Consider the following 18,940-nt stretch of genomic DNA (forward strand, 5'->3'; position numbering starts at 1 on the left):
TGTGACGAGGCTACAAAATGGACGGCGCCATTTTTCTCCAGCAAGTGGTCAATGGAATGAGTCTTGGGGGCATGTACGCCCTGATTGCCATCGGTTATACGATGGTTTATGGCGTGCTACGGCTGATCAACTTCGCCCATGCGGACGTGATGATGGTCGGCGCGTTTAGTACGCTGTTTTTATTTTCTTCAGTTGGGCTACCCTTCGGGGTAGCCGTTTTCCTGACCCTCGGGCTGTGCGGCCTGTTTGGTATGCTGATTGACCGGGTCGCCTATCGTCCGCTGCGTCAGGCCTCGAAAATCTCCATGCTGATCACCGCCATCGGCGTCAGCTTCTTCCTCGAAAACCTGTTTAACGTGCTGTTCGGCGGCAGCTCACGCTTCTTCTCCGCCCCTGACTTTTTCAACCAGACCCGCGCCTTCGGCAGCGTCATCATTACCAACGTGGCGTGGATTGTGCCGCTGATCACCGTCCTGCTGCTGCTGGCGATCCTCTGGCTGCTGTACCGCACCCGCTATGGGATGGCGATCCGCGCGGTGGCCTTTGACGTCAACACCGTGCGCCTGATGGGCATTGACGCCAACCGGATCATCTCCCTGGTCTTCGCCCTCGGCAGTAGTCTCGCGGCGCTCGGCGGCGTGTTCTACTCCATCAGCTACCCCACTATCGATCCCCTGATGGGCGTGCTTATCGGCCTGAAGGCCTTCGCCGCCGCCGTGCTGGGCGGGATCGGCAGCGTCACCGGCGCGGTGCTGGGCGGCTTTATCCTCGGTTTTACCGAAGTGGTCGCCGTGGCGATCTTCCCCGAACTGGGCGGCTATAAAGACGCTTTCGCCTTCCTGTTCTTGATTCTGGTCCTCTTGTTCCGCCCGGTCGGCATTATGGGCGACGAACGTCTGGAAAGGAGCCGTTTCTGATGCTCAACGCGACGACGACCGCCGGGGCGCAGCTGCGCAACCTGGCCATTATTGTCATCTGTATCGCGCTGCTGGCCGGAATCAACGTGGTTTTCAATGACTACATTGTTCGTGTCATCAGCACCATTTTTATCTTTATGATCCTTGCGGTCAGCTACAACCTGATCAACGGCGTGACCGGCCAGCTGTCGCTGGAGCCGAACGGCTTCGTGGCGGTGGGCGCCTACGTCACCGCCCTGCTGATCCTCTCCAGCGACAGCAAGGTAGACATGTTTGAAATGGCCGCCCCCAGCCCGTGGATCCTCAGCCTGCACGCAGGCTTCCTCCCTGCCCTGCTGATAAGCGGCCTGTGCGCGGCGGCGCTGGCGGTGTGCCTCGCCGTGCCGGTCTTCCGGGTGCGTGGCGACTACCTGGCCATTGTCACCCTCGGCTTTGGGTTTATCATCAAGATCCTCGCTATTAACAATCCGCAAATCACCAACGGCGCCATCGGGCTGAACGATATTCCGCAGCAGCCGCATCTCCTGTTCTGGTGCGGGCTGTTCGCCCTGCTGGCCACCGGCATGATCCTTCAGCTGGTGTGGTCGAAGTATGGCCGGATGATGAAAGCCATTCGCGACGATGAAGATGCGGCGATCGCCATGGGGGTCAACACCTTCCGCATCAAAACCTGCGCCTTCGCCACCAGCGCCTTCTTCGAAGGGATCGGCGGTGGTCTGCTGGCTTCGCTGCTGACCACCATTTCCCCGGGGCTGTTCGACTTTATGCTCACCTTCCAGCTGCTGATTATTATCGTCCTCGGCGGACTCGGCAGCACCACCGGCGCCCTGCTCGGCACCGTACTGGTGGTCGGCAGCGGCGAATGGCTGCGCTTCCTCGACCAGCCGCTGCAGTTTTTCGGCCACGATCTTGGCGCCTATCCGGGCCTGCGAATGGTGGTCTTCTCCCTGCTGTTGCTGATCATCATGCTCTTCGCCCGCGAAGGGCTGTTGGGGAAAAAAGAGATTTGGCAGATGGGAAGAAGGAACAGCAGCTATGGCGGAAAATAACGTTATCCTGCAGGTGCAGGACGTCACCATGCAGTTTGGCGGCCTGCGGGCCATCGACAACGTCAGCTTCCATGTTGATGAAGCGGAGATCTTTGGCCTTATCGGCCCTAACGGCGCGGGCAAAACCACTTTGTTTAACGTCATCACCGCCAACTATAAACCCACCAGCGGCAACGTCACCCTGGCGGGTACGTCGCTGAAGGGGCTGAAGCCCAACCAGGTGGTGAACGCCGGGATCGCCCGTACCTTCCAGAATATCCGTCTGTTTAACTCCATGACGGTGCTGGAGAACGTGATGGTCGGGCTCGACCGCGCCAGCCGCTACTCGCTGCTGGAGGCAGCTCTGCATATTGGCCGCTACTTTCCGGCCGAGCGGGCGGCGAAGGCCAAAGCCATGGCCATCCTGGAGGACATCGGTATCGCCCACTTCGCGCATATGCAAGCCACAAACCTGAGCTATGGCAACCAGCGCAAAGTGGAGATCGCCCGCGCGCTGGCCACCGCGCCGAAGCTGCTGCTGCTCGATGAGCCGGCCGCCGGGATGAACCCCAAGGAAACCGAGGACCTGGCGGAGCTTATCTTCCGCATGCGACATGACTATCAGCTCAGCGTCCTGCTGATTGAGCACGATATGCCCTTCGTCAATCGCCTGTGCGAGCGGGTGATGGTGCTGGAGTATGGTAAGCCGCTGTTCAGCGGCCTGATGGCCGAGGCGATCCAGCATCCTGACGTCATTTCCGCTTATCTGGGAGAAGCCAATTATGCTTAACGCCCGGGAACTGAAGGTCTTTTACGGCGTGATCCAGGGGCTGAAAGGCGTTGATATCGACGTCTATGACCGGGAGATCGTCACCCTGATCGGCAGCAATGGCGCCGGTAAAACCTCCACCCTCAACGGGATCGTCAACCTGGTGCGCTCCAGCGGGCGCGTCAGCTTCCTCAACGACGATATCTCACGCAGCCAGACCCACCAGATTGTACGCCGCGGGCTGGCGCTGGTGCCGGAGGGACGTCGGGTCTTTACCAACCTGACTATCGAAGAGAACCTGCGCATGGGCGCTTACAATAATCTCGCCGGCTACACCCGCCTGCGCGATCGCATGTACGCCCTCTTTCCTCGGCTCAAGGAACGGCGCCATCAGATGGCGGGCACCATGAGCGGCGGCGAGCAGCAGATGCTGGCCATCGCCCGGGCGCTGATGAGCGAGCCGGTGTTATTGATGCTGGATGAACCGAGCCTCGGGCTGGCGCCGAAAATTGTCGGCGAGCTGTTCGGCATCATTAAGCAACTGCGCGAAGAGAATATGACGGTGCTGCTGGTGGAGCAGAATGCGACGGCCGCACTGGCTATCGCCGATCGGGCGTATGTCCTGGAGAATGGCCGGATCACCTTGTCAGGCGCGGCGCGGGAGATGCTGACTAACCCGGAAATTAAGCGGATGTATCTGGGGGGATAAGCGTGGTCAAAACTGCCTGGGCTGCGGCGGCGCATCCTGTGTTGCCGCAACCTCAGGCAGTCTCTTGCTACACAAAGCACACCTCGTTCCAGTAGGCTTCTCGCGTCCTGCGTCGCTCAGTATGTCTTATCATGACGGAACCACCGGGTTTCCACGTTGCCAATGTCCACGCCGTAGAGGCTGGCCACCGGCAGTATCGCCTCCATGACGCGCTGGGTATCCTGCTGTCCGGCTTCACCGTTGGACAAAAAAGCCAGCCAGCCCGTTAACCGTTGCCACAATGCCACTTTCATTTTCTCCTCTGTCGGGAAGCGAATCGCCTGGGTCTATTTCAACCACAGTTGGCCGGGCGCGGGAAATATTAATTCCGAATTTGCAATCCTGGCTGGCGCATATTACGCCCGCTCCTATCCCCTCACCCTAACCCTCTCCCTGAGGGAGAGGGAACCGCCCGGCAATCGTTACAGCCCCGGTATACACCGCGGGGCTAACGCCCATGCGCACGATGAACGGAAAATTACCCCTATCCCCTCTCCCTCTCTCCGGAGGGAGTGAGGGCCGCCCGGCAATCGTTGCCGCGCCGGTAAAACGCCAGCGGCGCATAAAGAATACCCACAGGTTTGTTAAGTTCTTTTTCGTTATAGATAAGAATTTTTTCTTCTTTGCCGCCGACGGGGAATTTGTGGGAGCGTGATGTCCACAAAACAAAACAGGGATTCAGGGGAAAAAACATGCGCAATAAAACCACAAAAATTGCACTGGCGCTGGGTATGCTGCTGCTCGCGTCTCAGGCACAGGCAGACCAGCTGGCTGACATCAAAGCCGCCGGCGTCGTGAAAGTCGCCACCTTCGACGCCAACCCGCCGTTCGGCTCCGTGGATGCCAAAACCCACCATATCGTCGGCTATGATGTCGACTTTGCCCAGGCGCTGGCGAAAGCGCTCGGCGTCAAACTCGAGCTGGTGGCCACCAACCCGGCCAACCGTATTCCGCTGCTGCAGTCCGGCAAAGCCGACCTGATCGTCGCCGACATTACCATCACCCCGGAGCGGGCCCAGGTTATTGATTTCTCAACGCCGTATTTCGTCACCGGCCAGCAGTTCCTCGTGCCTGCCGGCTCTCCGGATAAGCTTGATGAGTACAGCAAAGCGCGCATCGGCGCGGTGAAAGGCACCACCGGCGAACAGGCCCTGCACCAGCGTTTCCCGCAGGCTCGCGTCCTCTCCTATGACGATATTCCGCTGGCCCTGACCGCCCTGCGCAACGGCAACGTCCAGGCCATCACCCAGGACAGCACCATCCTCGCCGGTCTGCTGGCGGAAGCGCCGGATAAAGCCAAGTTTAAAATTCTGCCCGACCTGCTCAGCAAAGAAGAGATTGGCGTGGGCGTGAAGAAAGGCGAACCGGCCCTGTTGAAAGCCGTTAACGATGAGCTGGTGAAGCTGGAGAAAACCGGCGAAGCCGCGAAAATCTATGATGTCTGGTTTGGACCTGCCACTAAAACGCCGCAGCCGCGCGCCTTTACCATAGAAGCGAAATAATATGTTCTCGGGTTTACTCTCCCACTCCGCGGCCCCAGCCGCGGATTTTTCACGTCTGCAGCGCGCCAGCATTACGTTCCGTGATGTGGCCAAGCGCTACGGCGATCATCAGGTGCTAAACGCCATCAACCTGCAGGTCGAGCCCGGCGAAGTGGTGGCGATCCTCGGCCCTTCCGGTTCGGGAAAATCGACGCTGATCCGCTTGATCAACCAGCTCGAATCCTTAAGCGGCGGCGAGATCCTGATCGACGATAAACCGACCAGCCGGCTGAGCGGCAGCGCCTTGCGCCAGCTGCGCAGCCGCGTCGGCTTTGTTTTCCAGCAGTTCAACCTTTACGCCCACCTGACGGCGCAGGAGAACATCACGCTGGCGCTGGAGCGCGTTCACGGCTGGGGGAAAAGCGCGGCTCAGGAGCGGGCGCTGGCGCTGCTGCGCCAGGTCGGACTGGAAGAAAAAGCGCAGCAGATGCCGGCGCAGCTCTCCGGCGGCCAGCAGCAGCGAGTGGCGATCGCCCGCGCCCTGGCCTCCTCGCCGCAGATTATCCTGTTCGATGAGCCCACCTCGGCGCTCGACCCGGAGATGATCGGCGAAGTGCTGCAGGTGATGAAAACCCTCGCCCACAGCGGGATCACCATGCTGGTGGTGACCCATGAGATGCAGTTTGCCCGCGAAATTGCCGACCGGGTGGTGTTTATCGACGGCGGCGACATTCTCGAGGTCGCCCCGCCGGCTGAGTTTTTCGCCCATCCGCAGCATGCCCGCGCACGGCGTTTTCTGCAGAAGGTGCTGGATCCGCTGCACCAGGAGAGCCTCGAGTGACGCCGATGCTTGACTGGCACGGCGTCCTGAGCGGGCAGCCGTTGCAATGGATTATCTCTGGTTTTCTCACCACCGTCTGGGTCAGCGTCGCCGGGATCCTGCTCGCCACCCTGCTGGCGGTCCTGCTGCTGGCCCTGCGCCTCGGCGGCGGCCGCGCGGGGCGCGGACTGGTGGCCGCGTGGGTCTCGTTGTTTCGCAACACTCCGCTGCTGGTCCAGCTGCTGTTCTGGTACTTTGCCGCCTGGAACCTGCTGCCACTGGCGGTGAAGGAGGTGGTGAACGACGAACACGCCTGGTCCATTTTGCCGGGTAACGTCTGGTGGCTGACGCCGGAGTTCCTCTGCTCGATGTGGGGGCTGGGGGTCTTTACCTCCGCCTTTCTGGTGGAAGAGATCGCCTCCGGACTGCGCGCCGTCAGCCACGGGCAGCGGGAAGCCGCGCTGTCGCAGGGTTTTACCCCGTGGCAGGAGCTGCGCTTTATCCTCCTGCCGCAGGGGCTGGCCAACGCCTGGCAGCCGATTGTCGGCCAGTATCTTAACCTGATGAAACTCTCATCGCTGGCCAGCGGCATCGGCTTTGCGGAACTGACCTATCAGGTACGACAGATTGAGAGCTATAACGCGCACGCCCTGGAGGCGTTTGCCGTCGGTACCGCGCTGTACCTGGCGCTGGGGGTGGCGATGGGCGTGGCGCTAACGCGTCTCGGCCCGGGAAGAAAACTGCAACGGAGCGCCCAACATGAACGCTAATCTGGCGGTGATCGCCGATAACCTCGATTACCTGCTGTGGGGCCGACTGGCGGAGGGCCAGCCCGGCGGCGTGGCGCTGACCCTGCTGATGGCCATCGGCGCCACCCTGCTGGCGCTGCCGGGAGGCATTGCGCTGGCGGGCCTGGCCTGGCGCTACGGGGGGCTGGTGCGGCGTCTGCTGTTTCTGTGGGCGGAAATTATTCGCGGCATCCCGCTGATATTTGTCATCTTCTGGCTGTGGTATCTGCTGCCGATGCTGACCGGCGGCGATCTGCCCGGCGCGGTGACCGTGACCCTGGCGCTGGCGTGGTTTACCGCCGCATCGGTGATGCACTCGGTGCTGGCCGGGCTGCAGTCGCTGCCGAAAGGACAGTATGAGGCGGCGCTGACCCAGGGGTTCGCCCCCGGGCAAACGCTGCGCCTGGTGCTGCTCCCGCAGGCGCTGCGCAATGTTCAGCCCTCGCTGGTGGGGATCTTTATCGGCCTGCTGAAAGACACGTCGCTGGCGTTTATCGTCAACGTCCCGGAGCTGACCACCGTGGCCGGTCAGGTCAACAACCGGGTGCAAATCTATCCCCTGGCGATCTTCGTCTTCACCGGCGCGGTGTACTACCTGCTGTGCTGCGGTCTGAGCCTGCTGGCCAGCCGGCGTTTTACCCGCCGCGCGACCGCCGGATAAGGCTCACTCCGCGGGACGGGGCTTCACCGGGCAGGTATCGCTGATCTTAATAAATTTGTCGTTATAAACCAGATAGTGGTTCCCCGGCTGGCGCAATGCCGGCTGGCGAACCACGTCGCCAGGACGCAGATACCACGCGTCCCCCTCCTCTTCGGTCGAATCGCATCCGGGTTTAATCAGCAGCTTGAACCAGGTATTGCCGGTGTTGCTCACCGTCCCGGCCACCTTATCGAAAGACCATTTAAACTGCACCTCGCGTGGGCGCACCACCAGAATGGTATCCATCACCACCACCGGCTCCATGCTGACCTCGCCGCCGGTCGGGCTGCGCCTCGTCAGGTTGCGGGTGGGGATTTCGCGAAACGAGACCCGATAGTAGCGCTCGCGGTTATCCCGCGGGCCATGATAGTAAAATTTAAAATACTCGCTCTCACCTGCCTGCAGCACCAGCTGGCGGGGGGCAAACAGCAGTTCGCCATCCACCGGCCGGGAGCGTACTTCGCTGCCGCCCGGACGATCGATGGCGCTGATGGCGATGCGGTACAGCCGCGCGCTTTTATTGTTGTTGACCACCCGTTTACTGGCGAAATCCGCTTCGGCCGGCAGGGAAAAGGTCAGGTTGCCGACCGAGATCGCCTGCGCCAGCGGCGCTGCCAGCAGGCAGCCCACCGTCAGCAGGGCCTTAGTTAATGTTGCGCCACGTCGCCTGGACATGAATCTCTCCTGAAGCGCTGACTTCGCCAAACCAGCCGTTATCGTCTACCGTCCGCAGCGAAATGGCGTTATCCATCGGAATCGAAAATTTCACCGTGGTCTTATCCATCTGCCCCACTTCGCCGGAGATATCGGTCCATGGCGTGGTCAGCCACAGCGCATCGGTCATATCCCGCCAGCTGTCATCGCACCCGGCATCGTAGGTCTGCGTCGTGCCGCTGCGGGTGATAAAAGAGAGCGTCGCCGGGAACGGCACTTTCGCCGTACCGTCATCAGAGCTGAAGAGACAGTAGGAACGCCCGCCAATCACCTGCGCCGGTCCGGTCACCTTGATCAGCACTTCATCGGCGGCCGTTTTACCGCTGGTGGTGACGATGTAGCCGAAATCGAGCGCCGGTTCGCCGCTGCCGACATATCCCTCGCGCGACGGCGCCGAGGTATATTCGTCCGAGATAATGCTGATGCTGAAATCACGGGGCTTGATAATCAGCGTGTTGGAGGTGGAAAACTCATACCAGCCTGACTCCGGCGAGGTGGTGTTCTGAAAGCGAAAGTTGAACAGATCCTTGGTGTTGATATCGCTGATCCCGAGATTCACCATCTGCTTAAAGAAGTTGCTGGAGAAGAAAACATAGATCGAGTCTGAGCTCTTCATCTCGTTGAAAGTGTAGTAATAAGCGGTATTGCTCACCGGCTTCCAGGAGCTGCCGTTGAGGCTGAACTGCATATCGTACGCCCCGACGGCCGAGGCCAGCGACGAGTTGGCGATCGCCGGGAAAATATGGATCGAGGTGTTGCTTAAGCCGTTGGTCTGCAAGGTATAGTTGACCATCTTACAGCTTAATCCTGCGCGGCTGCCGATGGTCTGCGTCTGGCAGTCGGCGTTCCCTTCTCCCAGGGTCGGCACGCCGTCGCTGTTGATAAACACCTCCGCCAGCGAGTGGGTATTAATCAACCGCAGGTTCGCGGCTTTGGTGTGGGTGACGTTGCGCACATACCAGTTACCGGAGGCCTGATCCTTACAGCGCGCACCGCTGCTGGCGTCGTAGTTCACCGAGGTCTGACAGGCATTGATGGTCATCGTAAAGCTGCCGCCGACCGGCATCTGCTGCAGATATTGATAAAACGCGTCCGACATCATGCCGTGCATCCACTTCGCGCCGCCGCTGGTCACCGTCGCGCCATAAAACCCGCTGGCGTCGGTGGTTTGCGGCAGGATCAGGCTGGTGGCCATATCGCACCCGGCGTACCAGTTGATGCAGCGCAGGCCGGTTAAGGGGTGCGAAACCGGCGAGTTTTCCAGCCACATATCAAACTTCCAGTTGGCATTGAGCCCGGTGTTGTAGCCGTTATCGATATAACCGAGACTCTGCTGATAAATGGTGCCGGAGCCGGTGTATTTTAAGCCGGTCCAGCGGTTAGCGCCGGTCATACGCGGATCCAGCGCCCCGCCGGGGGTGACGAAAAAGTTGTCGTCGGAGTTGTTTTCAACAAACACAAACTCGCGCGCCGGCGCATCCGACCAGGTGGTCTTGGTCACCGCCGCCCTGAGTGCGGCTGCCGGCCAAAGCAGCGCGAGGATCGCCAGCGCCATCAGTGCATTAACTTTCATTCTCTTCTCCTGTCTGCTGCACCGCCGCCCACGACGAGAGGCCGCTGCAGACCACATCCCCGACCCAGACGGCGCCGCGTGCCTGGCTGAGCTCCAGCGCCACTTCGCAGGTTTTATTGCCGCCGTAGCTGAAATCGATAGTGGGGTATTTCTTATCCACGTCCATGACAAACTCGCCGTTTTCATCGGTCCGGGTACGGCCGATATGGTTGTTAATCCGCGCATTCGCCAGCAGCGTGCCGTCTTCTGCACGAATACGACCGGAGACGGTGACCATCTGCTTCACCTCTGGCTCAATCACTGCGACGTTGCCCGGATAAAGGGTCAGATGACTCTTACGCCCGCTGACGATGTCATAGCTATCGAGCGAGTTTTTGCTGTTCTGCAGCTCCACCTCATAGCGGCCATAGGGAGAGAGCGGCAGGTAGTTACGCTTGCCGCTGAGCGGGAAAATCCGCCCGTTAACCCTGGCGCTAATCTGACCATCGTCCTCCAGCCCGGTGTTGAAGATCACTCCGGCGTTACCGTCGGTTCGTCCGCTGGCGGCGATGTTTTTGCCCTGCCAGCCGACGCTGCCGCTGGCGGTGAGGTTAGTGTTGACGTAGCCGTCCGCCGCACTGTTGACGTTCAGCGTGCCGCTGGCGTAGCGGGCGTCGAACTGGGCATACGCTCCGCCGCTGAGGGTTTTGTCATCCCCGGTATCGCCGGAGATGGCCCGCGACAGATTGGCGCCGATGGTGCGAATAGTGCCTTCATCAAACTGCTTGCGCGCTGAGAGGTTAGCCATGGTGTAGCCGTTCTGATGGGTCATCCCGGCGCTGAACCAGTTGCCCAGCGGCAGCGAGAGATCGAGAGCGATATATTTCCCGGTGTTGGCGCTGCTGTCGCCATTGTTATAGCGCTGGATCCCCGCCCGCAGGCCGAGCGATCCAAACGCGCCGCTGTAGACCGTCTGATAGTAATCCGCTGTGTAGTAATGACTGTTGTAGCGGCGGTCATCGTTGTAGCTGACGCTGAACGTCCCCAGCTTCGACCACAGCGCGTTCAGGTTGAGGGTGCCGCCGATCGCCCGGTTGTCGGCATCGCTGCGCCGCAATTGATCGCCAATGCGGGTTCTCTCCTGGTTGACCCACACTGAACTGAAGCCTCCCGGCAGCGTAGCGCTGATGCTGCCGACGCTGCTCCAGGAACTGTCGCTGGCCAGCATATTCTGCAGGTTAACGTTGATCGACTCGCCCAGCGGCAGCGTCAGGCGGGTTTCCCCCACCGCCTGGTTGTCGTAGCCATAGCCCGTTGCCGCCCAGCTCAGGGTGCTGAGCGACCCGGAGGTCGAGAGGCCTGCCAGCCAGCTCTCTTTTGCCGGCCGGGTCTTTTTGCCGCTTTCCGACCAGCGATCCATATGGAAACTGCCGCCCCATACCTGCCACGCCAGCGGCGCGCCGATGCCGCGTCCCCGGCTGAACAGCTTATTGACCCGCTGGGTGCGTTTGCTGACCACCCGACCATTAACGATCACCTCCACTTCCACGTCGTAAATACCGTACGGCAGGCCGCGGGTATCCACTTCATGGTTGCCCATGGCGAAGTTCTGGACGCTCAGCAACCGGCCGTCACGGGTGAGATGCACCTCGCCCGCCGCCGGTAAAAAGGCAATCACCGGCGTGGCCGACTGACTGTTGTCGAAGACGGTGGAGCTGGCCTGATTCCCCCAGGAAAGGCCGTAAATCTTGCCGGCCGAAATAGCGGTCATCGGTCCCAGGGACTGCAGGTTCCAGGTGTCGAGCATCCCGCCGGCAAAGCGGTGGCCGGCGAAATCGCGCTCATACATGGCCTTATATAATTCACTGTCCTGCTGACCGCTGCCGATCCCGTACAGCGAGCCGTCGAGCACCACGTGATGCTCCCGCAGCGCGGTGACGTTGTTCAGCGACAGGTAGCTGGAGGTGTTGCTCCCGCCATTGCGCATCTGGTTGTTATAGACGCCGAGGTTATAGCTCAGGTTGCTGCTGAGGGTGTTCACGCTGGACTGACCGATATCTTCGCTGCGCGAGCGCAGCACGGTGCCCAGCGCCTCGCGTTTGACCACCAGCTGCAGCAGCAGCTGGCGCAGGCTGAGATCCAGCTGCGCGCTGTCGGTCAGGGGAATGGTGAGTGCCTCGCTGAACGGGGCGTTGGCCAGGCCGATCAGCTGCTGTCGGGTCTGTTGGCTGACGCTGGCGTTCCCCTCGCTCTCCTCCAGTTGGATCTGCCGGACACGCAGCTGGCCGTCGTCCAGCCAGATAAAGGCGCTGCCGATCCGCTGATCGTCACGGGTGTCCTGGCTGCCGGCAAGATGAATATAGAGCGGGACGCTCATACCGTCCTGCAGCGCCCGGCTGAAGGCCTGCGGAATAATCACCCCGCCAATCTGCTGGGCACGTACGGCAGCAGCGCTGGCGTCGGGCTGAACGAACAAAAAGATCATGCCGAAGGCAAGCTGCGTTTTCAGTCCTGGGGAAATCCGTCGTAGAGGCATCGTCGTTATCCATCTGCACAACTGTCTATTTCACGGGAACAAACTGCTCACCCTGCCAAAGCGCAACCCGTCCTTTTTTATTCGCCGTGTCCACCTGCGTAAAACGGCGCGATTTACCCGGCATCAGGTAGTAATTCTCTTTACACTCCTTACCGTCGGCGGCCTTCAGGCAAGGGCCGTAGGCGAGGATCCGCAGCGTCGCATTCCCGGTGTTGGTCAGAGAGCCGTTGGCGTACTGAAAGCGGTAATTCACCTGCCGGGGCGCCACCACCAGAATGGTGCCGATGCGGGCGGACGCCGTCGCTACCGCGCTGCGGTTGGCGTTATCGCGCTGGGCATCGCTGAGTGCCTGATCGAACCAGACAATGCGGTAGTAACGCTCTTTGTCATCCGCCGGGCCTTTGTAGAAGAAACGGATGACATCGCTGGCCTGAGCGGGTAGCAGCAGGCTGGCGGGGGTAAGCAGCACCTCATCCGGTTTATCCATCGGGATAACCTGCCCACCATCCAGCGGGGAAGAGAGCCGTTCGAGATGGATATTGATCAGTCGACCGCTGTCTGTGCTGTTCTTGATTGTTTTGCTCAGCGTGCTGCTGCCGCTGTTCATAAAAGATGAGATATCGCCGACATCCAGCGCCTGCGCCGGCGACACCCCGACAAGCAGCAGCCCGAGAGCCAGAAGGTGCTTTTTCATAACAATTCCGTCCGTGAAAAAAGCAGGGGGAGCCCCCCCTGCTGGTGCATCAGAAGGATCAGCTGGTCCAGGTGGCGTCGAACTGGACGCTGACGTCGCCGCTCCAGATCCCTTCCGGCAGGGTGCTGTAATCGGTCACTGCGGTGGTGCCGTTGGTGGTGCCGCTGATGATGGAGAAAGTGAAACCATCCTGCGCGGTGGTACGGCCGCTGGCGTTGTAGCCATTAGCCAGCGCGCTGAGGTTGCCGCCCAGCACGCCGTTAGCGGTATCGATCATCACGGTATCTGCCGTTTTTTCGACCGCGGCGCCGTTATAATCCACACCCACGCTCAGCGTGGAGCCGGAAGTGTCCAGCTGGGTTAAGGTGTTGGTGATAAGGCGCGAGGTCAGCTTAAAGGCGGTCGCCGTTGCGTCACCCTCAATCGCCACGTCAAACAGACCTTTCTGCGAGTTAAAGCCTTTAATGCCTTCGGCGTACTGGAATGCCAGGCTGCCGAGCGGGGTCACAACCAGCTTGCTGGTGGTGTCTTTTTTAGCGGTCGCCGACCAGGTCGCAACAGCCTGAGCCGTTACGTCAGCAGCCTGCGCCACACCCATACCGGTAAACGCTGTTACCAGAGCTATTGCCAGAACCTTTTTTTTCATCGCTTTTTCATCCTGAGTTGAATTAAGGACATGATGTCCCGGTGAACCATTTAAAAAACAATATTGCTTGGGTGTTACTGAACTAACTTATATATTTTGGAATACAGTTTGGCCTCAGCATTGCGCCGATGGGTATATACTGTCTTCACGCTACAATTTTCAATTCTGGCGATCGATTTCGGCTGCATGCCCTGAGCGGTCATGCGGATTATTTTCATTTCCCGGTCAGTAATTTTATCTTTCTTAATATCTTTGCGGAGAAATCTGCCATTAATTACGTAGGCCAGTTCTTTTCTAATATCGCGACTCAGGCCAACATATACCACGCCGCGAATATTGCTATTGTAATACCAGTAATTTGCTAAGGCTTCTGATTTCCTGGCCGCAATCAATACGACCTGTTTCCCCTTTACCGCGGATAGCCATTCGCTATCGCGCCTGATAAATTCATTTAAAGAAGCCGTATTGAGATTGATAAACACAAAATCCTTTCTAATCTTCTCCTGCGACAGATAAATTAATTCATCGATATCCAGAATGAGTTCGGATAGTCCTTTATAGAAGTAGGAGTCATGGGCAGACCAAATGTACTTATCGGAACAGCATTTATATTCCATATAGTTTTTAACCTCATAGTCCTTGAAGTAATCATTTTTACAACTTCACTGTTTGCCAGGCCTACAAAGTTAACTGGCGTATTCGCTTCCTTTAATAAATCGCCATTAAATAAGACACGCATTACTTATCAATATTTGATAAGCCGGGTTTAATTTTAATTATTTCTGCATGGCGTTGAATTTAAGTTTTTTCCTATGGAGTGTCAACACGCGGACAGGCAATCAATTTCGTGCCTGGGTCAATATTTACAAAAACTGAAAATATCGGATTTTTGAGGAGTGGAAAAAGACATTTATTTTCATGAGGTTATTGGCAATATTACCCTCAATTCTTACTTGTGCTTTATATTACCCAGGATCTTCGCCCTATTATGTTAGGAATATTCTTAATGAGGGGCAGGATGGAGTTGTCAAATAAACCAAATTAACAACAAAATAAAGAATATAAATCTGAATATAAGCAATAACCAGGATGATTTACCAATTCATAAGCCACATGAATAGATTAACCTGCCGCACAAAATAGTTATGCATATGTTAATTCTGCGGAATGATGAATGCTAAACAAAGGTAGAAGCATTATCTATTCGATTAAACAGACCTCATTAGCAAGATAAAACGAGTTTTGCCGATAGGTGCCTGCCGTCACGGGTGCGCCTGCCTTCGCGCCCCCCGAAAGCATAGCCGCTTTTCAAGGCTTCGCCAGCGGTCAGCAAGCCGCGCGGTCGGCCTGTCATCCCCGCCTTTTCCCGCCTGTTCACGCTTTGTTCGCAATACCGTCATCGAAATTTCATATAAAGACCTATTAATAGTGCCCAGTTAATGACGAACCTGGACACTCTTATGAACAGCTCTCTTGCCGCGGTGGCCGAAACTGATTTCCAGCCGTTCACCGATCTCGATGCCGGCCTGCAGCGGAAGGTCTTAAGCGTGCGTAACCTGACTAAAGCCTATCATGCTCAGCACAAGGTGCTGGACGGCATCAGCTTTGACCTGCACGCCGGTGAAATGGTCGGGGTCATTGGCCGCTCCGGCGCCGGCAAATCGACGCTCCTGCATGTCCTTAATGGTACGCACAGCGCCAGCGGCGGTGAAATTCTTAGCTATCCGGAAGTCGGTATGCCACACGATGTCTCAAAGCTGAAAGGCCGCTCACTCAACGCCTGGCGCAGTCAGTGCGGGATGATCTTTCAGGACTTCTGCCTGGTACCGCGCCTCGACGTGCTCACCAACGTCCTGCTTGGTCGCCTCAGCCAGACTTCAACCCTGAAGTCGCTGTTTAAAATTTTCCCCGCCGCCGACCGGGCGCGCGCCATTGCGCTGCTCGAATGGATGAACATGCTGCCGCACGCGCTGCAGCGGGCGGAGAATCTCTCCGGGGGACAGATGCAGCGGGTGGCAATCTGCCGGGCGCTGATGCAAAACCCCGGCATTTTGCTGGCCGACGAACCTGTCGCCTCGCTGGATCCGAAGAACACCCAGCGCATCATGGATGTGCTGCGCGAGATCAGCGAGCAGGGCATTAGCGTGATGGTGAACCTGCATTCGGTAGAGCTGGTGAAGGCCTACTGCACCCGGGTTATCGGCGTCGCCAGCGGCCAGCTTATTTTTGACGATCACCCCTCCCGGCTGACGCAGGATGTGCTGCAGCAGCTGTACGGCGATGAAGTTAGCCAATTGCATTAATTTCACTCACACGGGCAACATAATGAAAAAATATATGACTGGCGCAGTTCGTTTATCCGCAGTGGTCGCGGGCATGATGATGGCATGGCAGGCGGCGGCAGCGCAGCCGAAAGAGCTGAATCTGGGCATTCTCGGCGGGCAGAACGCCACCCAGCAAATCGGTGATAACCAGTGTGTGAAGACCTTCCTCGATAAAGAGCTGAACGTGGATACCAAACTGCGTAACTCTTCCGACTATTCCGGGGTGATCCAGGGTCTGCTGGGGGGCAAAGTCGACGTGGTGCTGAGCATGTCCCCCTCCTCTTACGCTTCGGTTTATATCAATAACCCGAAAGCGGTGGATATCGTCGGCATCGCCGTGGACGATAAAGATCAGTCTCGCGGCTATCACTCCGTGGTGATCGTCAAAGCCGACTCCCCGTACAAAACGCTGGACGATTTAAAAGGCAAAGCCTTCGGCTTCGCCGATCCGGATTCCACTTCCGGGTATCTGATCCCTAACCATGCGTTTAAAGAAAAATTTGGCGGTAACGCCGACAACAAATACAACAATACCTTCTCCAGCGTCACCTTCTCCGGCGGCCACGAGCAGGACATTCTCGGCGTGCTGAACGGCCAGTTCGCGGGCGCGGTCACCTGGACCTCGATGGTCGGCGATTACAACACCGGCTACACCACCGGCGCGTTCAACCGTCTGATTCGCATGGATCATCCGGATCTGATGAAGCAGATCCGCATTATCTGGCAATCGCCGCTGATCCCGAACGGCCCGATCCTGGTGAGCAATGCGCTGCCGGCGGACTTTAAGGCGAAGGTCGTGGCGGCGGTGAAAAAACTGGACACCGAGGATCACGCCTGCTTTATCAAAGCGATGGGCGGTACCCAGCACATCGGTCCGGGCAGCGTGGCTGACTTCCAGCAGATTATCGACATGAAACGCGAGCTGGTGAGCGCGCGTTAATCCTGCCTCAACGCCGCCTGCTTGCCCCAGGGTGAGCGGCGGCGCTACGTTGAAGATCCCCGACGCATGAAGACGACCCACACCGAATTTGAACGCTATTACCAGCAGGTACGCTCGCGGCAAAAGCGTGATACCGTCTGCTGGTCGTTACTCCTGCTGGCGCTCTATTTTGCCGCCGGCAGCGCCGCAGAATTTAATCTGCTGACCATCTGGCACTCGCTGCCCCACTTCTTTGACTATATGGCAGAGACCATTCCGCCTCTGAGTGCCGGTAACCTGTTCGCCGATGTGCAGACCAAAGGCTCGCTGGCCTGGTGGGGCTATCGCCTGCCGATCCAGTTGCCGCTCATCTGGGAAACCCTGCAGCTGGCGCTGGCCTCGACGCTGGTGGCGGTCGCCATTGCCACCATCTTCGCGTTCCTCGCCGCCAACAACGCCTGGACCCCAGCGCCGGTACGCTTTGCCATTCGGGTACTGGTGGCGTTTTTGCGCACCATGCCCGAGCTGGCGTGGGCGGTGATCTTTGTCATGGCGTTCGGCATCGGCGCGATCCCGGGATTTCTGGCGCTGATGCTGCACACCGTCGGCAGCCTGACCAAACTGTTCTACGAGGCGGTGGAGAGCGCGCAAAACAAACCGGTACGCGGCCTGGCGGCCTGCGGCGCGTCGCCGCTGCAGAAAATCCGCTTCGCCCTGTGGCCGCAAGTGAAACCGCTGTTTCTCTCCTACGGCTTTATGCGGCTTGAAATCAACTTCCGTTCGTCGACGATTCTCGGGCTGGTGGGCGCGGGCGGTATCGGCCAGGAGCTGATGACCAACATCAAGCTCGACCGCTACGATCAGGTGAGCATCACCCTGCTGCTGATCATTCTGGTGGTGTCGGCGCTGGACATGCTGTCCGGTCGTCTGCGCCTGTGGGTACTGGAGGGTAAGAAATGAGCGTCTGGCACATGCAACCGGATATCGCCGCCAGCCGGCGGCAGCATAAACAGCTCTATCAGGTCCAGGGGCGCTACCTGCGCTACGTCGGGCTGGTAGCGCTGGCCTGCGTGCTCTATTACGTCTGGTTTTTTCTGCAGTTTGGCATCAGCGGCGAGCAGCTGACCACCGGTCTGCAGCAGATTGGCCGCTACCTGGCGCGGATGTTCGTCTGGCACGACTTCTGGAACTGGCCGTTCGGCTATTACTTCACGCAAATCGGCATCACCCTGGCTATCGTCTTCGCCGGGACGCTGACCGCCACGGTGCTGGCGCTGCTGCTCTCCTTCTTTGCCGCCCGCAACATCATGCGCGGCGTGGTGCTGGGGACCCTTGCCCTGCTGATGCGCCGCCTGTTTGATGTGCTGCGCGGGATCGACATGGCTATCTGGGGGTTGATTTTCGTGCGCGCGGTCGGCCTCGGGCCGCTGGCTGGGGTGCTGGCGATCATCATGCAGGACACCGGTCTGCTGGGACGGCTGTACGCGGAAGGACACGAAGCCGTGGACCGCTCGCCCGGGCGCGGGCTGACCGCCGTGGGCGCGAACGGCCTGCAAAAGCATCGCTTTGGCATTTTTACCCAGTCGTTCCCAACCTTCCTCGCCCTGAGCCTGTATCAGATTGAATCCAACACCCGCTCCGCGGCGGTGCTGGGCTTCGTCGGCGCCGGGGGTATCGGGCTTATCTATGCCGAGAACATGCGCCTGTGGAACTGGGATGTGGTGATGTTTATCACCCTGCTGCTGGTGGCGGTGGTGATGATCATGGACACCCTTTCCGCCTGGCTGCGCCGTCGTTATATCGGCGGCGCCGCGGTGCCGCTGTATCAGGGCGGACGCTAGCACACCTTTGCGCCGGATGGCGGCTTCGCCTTATCCGGCCTACTCGTCCAGGACTGGCTGTTGACTCACCGCCGGGCCTGGGGCAGCTGAAACTGCCGGTACTGGCGGCCTCAACATCGCTGAGACGTTCCCGGAAGGCCGGGGGACAGGGGGCGGCGGCGACTGGCCACCCCCTGTGCGCTCCCTGCGCCACGAAAAACAGAATGCAGAAAAATTAACCGGGAGCGCAATGTGCCCGGAAATAACACAGGAGTGGTAGCCCTGCTAAGCGTAGCGCGAGCAGGGACATTTCCGGTTGCGCCGATATTTCGCCGGGTGGCGGCTGGCGCCTTACCCGGCCTACTCGTCCGGCTCCGACTGTCTGTAGGCCCGGCAAGCACAGCGCCGCCGGGCGATGGCATCAGGCACGGAGCTGCTTTTATGCCGGGTGGCGGCTGGCGCCTTACCCGGCCTACAGGGCTTA

At 58.9% G+C, this 18,940-nt stretch carries 19 protein-coding genes; 12 read left to right on the top strand and 7 right to left on the bottom strand.

The features are described 5' to 3' along the window. Positions 1–17 precede the first annotated feature (17 nt). The 4 genes from AS136_RS20905 to AS136_RS20920 are packed head-to-tail and all read left to right on the top strand — an operon-like array spanning position 18 to position 3,423. A complete protein-coding gene (locus AS136_RS20905) occupies positions 18–917 on the top strand; it encodes a branched-chain amino acid ABC transporter permease (RefSeq protein WP_002890128.1) in 900 nt (299 codons plus the stop codon). Continuing rightward, a complete protein-coding gene (locus AS136_RS20910; protein WP_008805324.1) occupies positions 917–1,966 on the top strand; it encodes a branched-chain amino acid ABC transporter permease in 1,050 nt (349 codons plus the stop codon). The genes AS136_RS20905 and AS136_RS20910 overlap by 1 nt, the downstream gene beginning before the upstream one ends. Continuing rightward, entirely contained in the window at positions 1,953–2,735 is a 783-nt protein-coding gene (locus AS136_RS20915; protein WP_008805323.1) for an ABC transporter ATP-binding protein, read from the top strand. The genes AS136_RS20910 and AS136_RS20915 overlap by 14 nt, the downstream gene beginning before the upstream one ends. Beyond that, entirely contained in the window at positions 2,728–3,423 is a 696-nt protein-coding gene (locus AS136_RS20920) for an ABC transporter ATP-binding protein (RefSeq protein WP_004204908.1), read from the top strand. The genes AS136_RS20915 and AS136_RS20920 overlap by 8 nt, the downstream gene beginning before the upstream one ends. A gap of 116 nt (positions 3,424–3,539) precedes the next feature. Here AS136_RS20920 and AS136_RS27205 read toward each other — a convergent pair whose 3' ends face one another. Continuing rightward, a complete protein-coding gene (locus AS136_RS27205) occupies positions 3,540–3,716 on the bottom strand; it encodes a hypothetical protein (RefSeq protein WP_012542732.1) in 177 nt (58 codons plus the stop codon). Positions 3,717–4,154: 438 nt separating this feature from the next. On the opposite strand from AS136_RS27205, the gene AS136_RS20930 reads away from it, so the two are divergent. Genes AS136_RS20930 through AS136_RS20945 form a run of 4 tightly spaced genes read left to right on the top strand, consistent with a single transcriptional unit; the run spans position 4,155 to position 7,212 of the window. After that, positions 4,155–4,964: an ABC transporter substrate-binding protein gene (locus tag AS136_RS20930; RefSeq protein ID WP_002890106.1), complete on the top strand. Its 810-nt coding sequence runs from the start codon at positions 4,155–4,157 to the stop codon at positions 4,962–4,964. A gap of 1 nt (position 4,965) precedes the next feature. Beyond that, positions 4,966–5,784 carry an amino acid ABC transporter ATP-binding protein gene (locus AS136_RS20935; protein ID WP_008805322.1) on the top strand — a complete coding sequence of 273 codons (819 nt, stop codon included), beginning with the start codon at positions 4,966–4,968 and terminating at the stop codon, positions 5,782–5,784. After that, a complete protein-coding gene (locus AS136_RS20940; protein WP_012968860.1) occupies positions 5,781–6,533 on the top strand; it encodes an amino acid ABC transporter permease in 753 nt (250 codons plus the stop codon). The genes AS136_RS20935 and AS136_RS20940 overlap by 4 nt, the downstream gene beginning before the upstream one ends. Next, on the top strand, positions 6,523–7,212 hold the full coding sequence (locus AS136_RS20945; protein ID WP_008805320.1) for an amino acid ABC transporter permease: 690 nt from the start codon (positions 6,523–6,525) through the stop codon (positions 7,210–7,212). Before AS136_RS20940 ends, AS136_RS20945 begins: the two co-directional genes overlap by 11 nt. Positions 7,213–7,215: 3 nt before the next feature. Here the strand turns inward: AS136_RS20945 and AS136_RS20950 are convergent, their stop codons facing one another. The 6 genes from AS136_RS20950 to ecpR form a co-directional block, all read right to left on the bottom strand. Further along, complete coding sequence (locus tag AS136_RS20950) at positions 7,216–7,926, bottom strand: fimbria/pilus periplasmic chaperone (protein ID WP_012542735.1); 711 nt, start codon at positions 7,924–7,926, stop codon at positions 7,216–7,218. Then, positions 7,895–9,538: a fimbrial adhesin EcpD gene (gene ecpD, locus AS136_RS20955; protein ID WP_012968862.1), complete on the bottom strand. Its 1,644-nt coding sequence runs from the start codon at positions 9,536–9,538 to the stop codon at positions 7,895–7,897. The genes AS136_RS20950 and ecpD overlap by 32 nt, the downstream gene beginning before the upstream one ends. Continuing rightward, complete coding sequence (gene ecpC / locus AS136_RS20960) at positions 9,528–12,053, bottom strand: fimbrial usher EcpC (RefSeq protein ID WP_012542736.1); 2,526 nt, start codon at positions 12,051–12,053, stop codon at positions 9,528–9,530. The genes ecpD and ecpC overlap by 11 nt, the downstream gene beginning before the upstream one ends. Positions 12,054–12,078: 25 nt before the next feature. Continuing rightward, the gene (locus AS136_RS20965; protein ID WP_008805316.1) at positions 12,079–12,747 is read right to left on the bottom strand and encodes a fimbrial chaperone EcpB; all 669 of its coding nucleotides are present in this window, start codon (positions 12,745–12,747) and stop codon (positions 12,079–12,081) included. 58 nt (positions 12,748–12,805) lie between these two features. Beyond that, a complete protein-coding gene (gene ecpA, locus AS136_RS20970; RefSeq protein WP_012542737.1) occupies positions 12,806–13,393 on the bottom strand; it encodes a common pilus major fimbrillin subunit EcpA in 588 nt (195 codons plus the stop codon). 74 nt (positions 13,394–13,467) lie between these two features. Then, on the bottom strand, positions 13,468–14,010 hold the full coding sequence (ecpR, locus tag AS136_RS20975; RefSeq protein ID WP_008805314.1) for an ECP biosynthesis operon DNA-binding transcriptional regulator EcpR: 543 nt from the start codon (positions 14,008–14,010) through the stop codon (positions 13,468–13,470). An 843-nt stretch (positions 14,011–14,853) separates the two neighbouring features. Here ecpR and phnC point away from each other — a divergent pair. The 4 genes from phnC to phnE (AS136_RS20995) all read left to right on the top strand — a co-directional run bounded on the left by phnC (position 14,854) and on the right by phnE (AS136_RS20995) (position 18,477). After that, positions 14,854–15,696 carry a phosphonate ABC transporter ATP-binding protein gene (gene phnC, locus AS136_RS20980; protein ID WP_012542738.1) on the top strand — a complete coding sequence of 281 codons (843 nt, stop codon included), beginning with the start codon at positions 14,854–14,856 and terminating at the stop codon, positions 15,694–15,696. 22 nt (positions 15,697–15,718) lie between these two features. Further along, entirely contained in the window at positions 15,719–16,657 is a 939-nt protein-coding gene (gene phnD, locus AS136_RS20985; protein WP_032691132.1) for a phosphonate ABC transporter substrate-binding protein, read from the top strand. A 66-nt stretch (positions 16,658–16,723) separates the two neighbouring features. Next, positions 16,724–17,596, top strand: a complete 873-nt coding sequence (gene phnE / locus AS136_RS20990; RefSeq protein WP_012968864.1) for a phosphonate ABC transporter, permease protein PhnE — start codon at positions 16,724–16,726, stop codon at positions 17,594–17,596. Continuing rightward, on the top strand, positions 17,593–18,477 hold the full coding sequence (gene phnE / locus AS136_RS20995; protein ID WP_012968865.1) for a phosphonate ABC transporter, permease protein PhnE: 885 nt from the start codon (positions 17,593–17,595) through the stop codon (positions 18,475–18,477). The genes phnE (AS136_RS20990) and phnE (AS136_RS20995) overlap by 4 nt, the downstream gene beginning before the upstream one ends. The last annotated feature ends 463 nt before the right edge of the window (positions 18,478–18,940 follow it).

It is taken from the genome of Klebsiella sp. D5A, assembly GCF_001620885.1.
Classification (GTDB): domain Bacteria; phylum Pseudomonadota; class Gammaproteobacteria; order Enterobacterales; family Enterobacteriaceae; genus Klebsiella; species Klebsiella variicola.

Bases quoted from the DNA above. Each gene is read 5' to 3' on its own strand.
- AS136_RS20950 (WP_012542735.1), bottom strand. From the start codon at position 7,926: ATGTCCAGGCGACGTGGCGCAACATTAACTAAGGCCCTGCTGACGGTG.
- phnD (WP_032691132.1), top strand. From the start codon at position 15,719: ATGAAAAAATATATGACTGGCGCAGTTCGTTTATCCGCAGTGGTCGCG.
- ecpD (WP_012968862.1), bottom strand. From the start codon at position 9,538: ATGAAAGTTAATGCACTGATGGCGCTGGCGATCCTCGCGCTGCTTTGG.
- AS136_RS20915 (WP_008805323.1), top strand. From the start codon at position 1,953: ATGGCGGAAAATAACGTTATCCTGCAGGTGCAGGACGTCACCATGCAG.
- phnE (WP_012968864.1), top strand. From the start codon at position 16,724: ATGAAGACGACCCACACCGAATTTGAACGCTATTACCAGCAGGTACGC.
- ecpR (WP_008805314.1), bottom strand. From the start codon at position 14,010: ATGGAATATAAATGCTGTTCCGATAAGTACATTTGGTCTGCCCATGAC.
- AS136_RS20930 (WP_002890106.1), top strand. From the start codon at position 4,155: ATGCGCAATAAAACCACAAAAATTGCACTGGCGCTGGGTATGCTGCTG.
- AS136_RS20920 (WP_004204908.1), top strand. From the start codon at position 2,728: ATGCTTAACGCCCGGGAACTGAAGGTCTTTTACGGCGTGATCCAGGGG.
- phnE (WP_012968865.1), top strand. From the start codon at position 17,593: ATGAGCGTCTGGCACATGCAACCGGATATCGCCGCCAGCCGGCGGCAG.
- AS136_RS20905 (WP_002890128.1), top strand. From the start codon at position 18: ATGGACGGCGCCATTTTTCTCCAGCAAGTGGTCAATGGAATGAGTCTT.
- AS136_RS20910 (WP_008805324.1), top strand. From the start codon at position 917: ATGCTCAACGCGACGACGACCGCCGGGGCGCAGCTGCGCAACCTGGCC.
- AS136_RS20945 (WP_008805320.1), top strand. From the start codon at position 6,523: ATGAACGCTAATCTGGCGGTGATCGCCGATAACCTCGATTACCTGCTG.
- AS136_RS20935 (WP_008805322.1), top strand. From the start codon at position 4,966: ATGTTCTCGGGTTTACTCTCCCACTCCGCGGCCCCAGCCGCGGATTTT.
- AS136_RS27205 (WP_012542732.1), bottom strand. From the start codon at position 3,716: ATGAAAGTGGCATTGTGGCAACGGTTAACGGGCTGGCTGGCTTTTTTG.
- ecpA (WP_012542737.1), bottom strand. From the start codon at position 13,393: ATGAAAAAAAAGGTTCTGGCAATAGCTCTGGTAACAGCGTTTACCGGT.
- AS136_RS20965 (WP_008805316.1), bottom strand. From the start codon at position 12,747: ATGAAAAAGCACCTTCTGGCTCTCGGGCTGCTGCTTGTCGGGGTGTCG.
- phnC (WP_012542738.1), top strand. From the start codon at position 14,854: ATGAACAGCTCTCTTGCCGCGGTGGCCGAAACTGATTTCCAGCCGTTC.
- ecpC (WP_012542736.1), bottom strand. From the start codon at position 12,053: ATGCCTCTACGACGGATTTCCCCAGGACTGAAAACGCAGCTTGCCTTC.